Raw genomic sequence first — 4,538 nt, 5'->3', positions numbered from 1 at the left:
GGAAACCTTCAAGTGTGGTCGGCACCTTACTGAAAGTGTTTGCCTCGTGTTCGATCTCGCCGGTGAGGATACGGTGGTTCATGGGAATGTCTCCAGAGTGCGAGGGGATGGATGTTGCAGAACGTTGCGGGCAGGACCGTCGATTGCTCACCTGCCACAAACCAGGGTCACTCCAAGCACCAATGTTCGAGCGTCGATCGCATCTTATCGTCCACGGATGCGACTCCGACCAGACTTCGCGCGGCCTGAACCGACTACTTCCGCTCCCCCCGCTTGTGGCAGGCATGCAAGACGTTGCGAGTGACCTGCTCGACCACCGGATCGGTTGGCAAGAGTGGAGGTTCAAGGCTGCGTGTCGCCGTCCAGTCGATCGACGGTACTAGGCCAAAGACCCAGTCCGTTGTCGGAGCGCTGAACAGCATGCCCTTGCCGGGCTCCTCGTGATACACCATGGTGACATAACCACCATAGGTTCCGAGAGTCTGCTGCTGACCGGGACTGAAGGTAGGTGGCCATGCTGTAAAATCCCACTCGCCCCACTTTCGACCGTCTGCGACGGCGAGCAACCTAGTTCCCGGGAGTGCTCCGTCCGCGAATGTGAGCTGCGGACGGGCGTCGCGAATCTCGACTTCAAGACCGTCTGCTTCATGCCCGATGAGCTTTGTCTCTGCGCCGAAGGTGTCTCCTTGATTAATCTCCAAGCCCTCGAAGACCCAATGGTCGGGATCACAGATGGTGAAGCCGCACTGAGGACGCGAAGGCCCCCCGAACATCTCCCACCACCACATCGCGCCGCCGATCAGTACCTCTCCCGGCGCTCCAGGCCGCCGTGTGATGTTGTACACGCCAGTAGTAGGGGTGGTTGACTCGTGACGCACGCGCCACGTCGGCCCCGTCAGGCGAGCGTCGAGCGTCGCCGACGCGGTGAGTAGTGGGTCAAGCAATTCCCCGCCCTCGCCGCGCTCGTCGTCATGACTGTCACCTGAATAAGAGTCGCCTGACTCTTTGTAGCATTCGATTGCAGAGCCGTCTGAGGTCTCGCGGACCAGCTCAAACGCAAGGTTCCCGCCAAAGAAAATCATGTGGCCGCCAGAGTTCCGAAAGTCACGAACGGCGTCGAGTTGGTCAGCTGTCCAGTACTCGTCGTGGCCGATCGTGACCAAGGCGTCGTAGTTAGCGAGGTTTGCGCCTCCAGCGGATATATCGAGGCCAGAGCAGAAGTCGACTGATATGCGCTCGCGCTCCAGCCAGTCAATGAATGCGAAGATGTATGCCGCTTTCGGCGGCATTGGGCTCAGAATGGCTTCGTTCGGGTAGCACAGACCGATGCCAGGCCGGTGAAAGGAGGCCTTCGAACCGCGAAGGTCGTCAAAACGCTGACCATCACCTGTACGCCCCACATAAAGGCTGCGATTGTGCCAGATATGATATGCAGCCCAGGTCGCAACGTTCACTTGACAGAGGATCCGTGACTCCGGCCTGTCGGCTCCACTTCTCACGATGAACAGCGCGTCCTCACCCGCCCGGTCTGAAGCGCGCGCGCGTGGCTCGGCGGCGGAACAGAACTGGGCGAGGTACACGCCGCTGGGCCAATCTATGGGGACCTCCTCAAGGAGATCAATCTTCGGCCATCGGCATCCTTCAGAGTCGGCATCACCTGAGCTGAGGCGGCGACCACCTGCCGAGGGTGGCAGACGATGTGGCTGGATTCGACCGAAGCGTCGGACGAAGGAGAGCTTCGGAAAAAGGTGCGCATCCTCGCATCCGGTGACACGGTAGATATCGACGAAGCAATCTTCGTTGGACCGTGTTGCCACATGTGCTGACAGCGCCTCTCCCTGGCTGACGCTGATCGCAGTCATGTACCCGGTGAAGTACGGCACCGCTTCTCGGCCGGTTGCCGGGAATGGGAGGTATCGATGTTCGGGCGTCAGTGCAGGATGACGATAGACGCCAGGTAGGAATGCTTCCGTCTGAATGGGGGCCTTCCGCCGCATCGTGATTAGCGGTTCTCGAAGTTGAGTCAATGTGGATCTCCTCAGAGTAGACAAAGCAACGCGCAATGGACGCGGCGTTAAATAGTAAAGGGCGAAGATGCTCGGTACGACGCTCTGGAATTGTCATCGCGCCGGTTCTTCTCGGACCGCCTCTCCGATTGGCATGCGATCGGCACTTCGCGGTCGTGCGATAAACTGAAGCCGATTTCAGGTTGCCACTGGTGCCGAGTTCGAGGCGTAACGACGCGAATTCCGACCATCGCCTGACGTATAATCGGAACTAGCCCGCATGATGTGCGACAACGTGGTCTCAGGCTTTCTGCATGTTCCACATTGCTAGCCTCTGCGGCATCTCGATCAGCTCAGTAAGCGTCTTGCGGCGTGCGACTGGGCTGACAGTCTGGCCCAGCCTTACATCACCAACAAAACTCCAAAAAACCCGTTGCATATCGCGGGCCAGGGCTTTGCGCTCCTCAAGTGTCCCAACATCCACCCATTTGGCCCGGAGCGCCTCATACTCGTCATTATGCGGCCAGCCAAACCAGGCCTTATCACCGCTCGCGTTCAGGAAAAGTGCGGTGAGAGGATCGCCTTGTACGTAATCACCGTCATCCGTAATGAAAATGTTCCAACCGCCACTCTCAACGGGGCCCTTGTTCGCCCGGCGCTTCACAATTCCACCCCAGTCACTCGATGCAAGCTCGGCATTAATGCCGATCTTCTGAAGCGTGTTCGCCAGCAGTTGCGAGGCAGCGTCGCCCCTGGGCCAGTCAGTTGGATCTAGAATGACAACCTTTTCGCCGGCATATCCGGCTTCCTGGAAAAGCTGCTTGGCTTTTTCCGGGTCACCGCCCTTCTTGTACCAGCCGGTGTTCTCGTCGTTGGAATAGGGCGTGCTGTTCCCGAATATCGAGGTGACGGGTCGGCCATATCTCGGATCGGGAGCGGTAACGCGCAGAAATGCCTCCTGGTCAATCAAGTGAAGCAACGCCTGGCGCGCCTTGACGTTGTTGAACGGCTTTTGCAGGTGGTTCATGCGCAGGCACATGTCGGAACCTGCCTTATCCAGAACTTGCAGTGAGAGGTTGGGGTCGCTTTCGATAACCGAGTAAAGATCGCCCGGCGGAGACGCCAGAAAATCAATTTCACCAGTTTGCAACGCCGCAAACGCAGTCTGCACGTCGGCCATGCTTTGCCAGACTACGCGATCGACTTTGACGACCTTACTACCGGCGAATCCGTTGGTCGGCTCGTTGCGTGCGACATACTTTTCATTGCGATCATACGCGAAGCTTGCGCCGGGCCTGGCAAGAGATTCGTTGAACTTGAAGGGTCCTGATCCAATATTCGAGGTCACCTGCTCGGTTACAGGGCGTTCTGCATCTTTCTCGCGCATCATGAACAGCGAATTTCCTGCTAAAGTCGCCATCAGATCGATCAACACTCCCGTCGGCTCATTGAGCACGATGGTGAAGGTCTTCTCATCCTTCTTTGAAATATCTCGGACTCGCGCCGAGAAGGTTTGCCCCGCGGAAGTCTGGCCCCAGCGCCGAACCGAGGCGACACAATCCCCTGCAGTGACAGGGCTGCCGTCGTGCCAGCCCAGGCCGCCCCGAAGCTCAAACGTGTAGATCTTCTTGTCTTCGGAAATATCCCAGTTACCTACCATTTGCGGACGCGGCAAAAGTTTGGAATCGAGTGCGAACAATGTATCGTAGATGGCCAGGCTATGGTTCTGGGTGGTACCAGACGTAGTGAAAAAAGGGTCGAAGGCGGTGAGGGGATCGCTCAGCACCATACTCACCGTATGCTCCGCAGTAGCGGCCGTTTGCGCCCGCAGAATGGAAGGAAAAGAAAGCGCTGTTCCTGCAGCCGCGCCCAACTTGATGAGGTTACGACGTGATAGTCTCATGTTTTGGTTCCCCATTGTTTATGCGGTTTTCCGCACTTCTGGTCATTCTACGCCGCACTGTCGCCCGACAAAGACGACGGTCTGGCAGCGATCAAACCTAGGAGCTGTGGGTGCAAAGTTTTAGTCAAACGTAGCAAATGCTGACATAGACGGCGCAAAAAATGGGACGATTTGAAACTTTTCGTCGAAACGACGTCTAATGGCACCGAGATCGCCGCGAGCCACGTGCTCCTTTCGTCACCTCGCGGCGTTCCCAATAGCGAGGAATCGTGTGCGTTCAGCTTCGCGATACTACGATGGCCCGGAGTGCCAGACATCGCGTGATATGCCACGACGACTCGCGCCGCGGACGACGTGACATGATGGGTGCTCAGCTGTCCGTAGGAGGCGGACGCACCGCGCCTCCGGCCGAGTTCATTAGGATCGGATCCGCGCCATGGTCCTGCTGTCCATCAAAATTCCAGCATTCTATCGATATTCGTTCCTACCGCAGGTTGCGAACATCTCTCCGCCAGATTTCTTCTTCTGGTTTGGTCAGGGCCCTATAGACTAGATTCTAGAGCTGGATATCGTCGAGCGGCCAAATCGGGCGTCGGACATGGCGGTACGTCCGGGGCCCAGCGGCGGAT

Annotated in this window: 2 protein-coding genes; both read right to left on the bottom strand. The window is 57.6% G+C overall.

Features of this window, described 5'->3' with window-relative positions; translation table 11 throughout:
• Positions 1-254: 254 nt before the first annotated feature.
• Positions 255-1,883 (bottom strand): N,N-dimethylformamidase beta subunit family domain-containing protein, encoded by a 1,629-nt coding sequence (locus tag RFN30_RS32085; RefSeq protein ID WP_320265954.1) that lies wholly within the window; start codon positions 1,881-1,883, stop codon positions 255-257.
• A 424-nt stretch (positions 1,884-2,307) separates the two neighbouring features.
• Complete coding sequence (locus tag RFN30_RS32080; RefSeq protein ID WP_320265953.1) at positions 2,308-3,909, bottom strand: ABC transporter substrate-binding protein; 1,602 nt, start codon at positions 3,907-3,909, stop codon at positions 2,308-2,310.
• Between the last annotated feature and the right edge of the window lie 629 nt (positions 3,910-4,538).

The organism is Mesorhizobium dulcispinae, assembly GCF_033977345.1.
Classification (GTDB): Bacteria; Pseudomonadota; Alphaproteobacteria; order Rhizobiales; family Rhizobiaceae; genus Mesorhizobium; species Mesorhizobium dulcispinae.
This window is presented reverse-complemented; position numbering and strand designations above follow the sequence as displayed.

Excerpts from the sequence above, each read along its gene's own strand:
- RFN30_RS32080 (WP_320265953.1), bottom strand. The coding sequence starts at position 3,909 with ATGAGACTATCACGTCGTAACCTCATCAAGTTGGGCGCGGCTGCAGGA.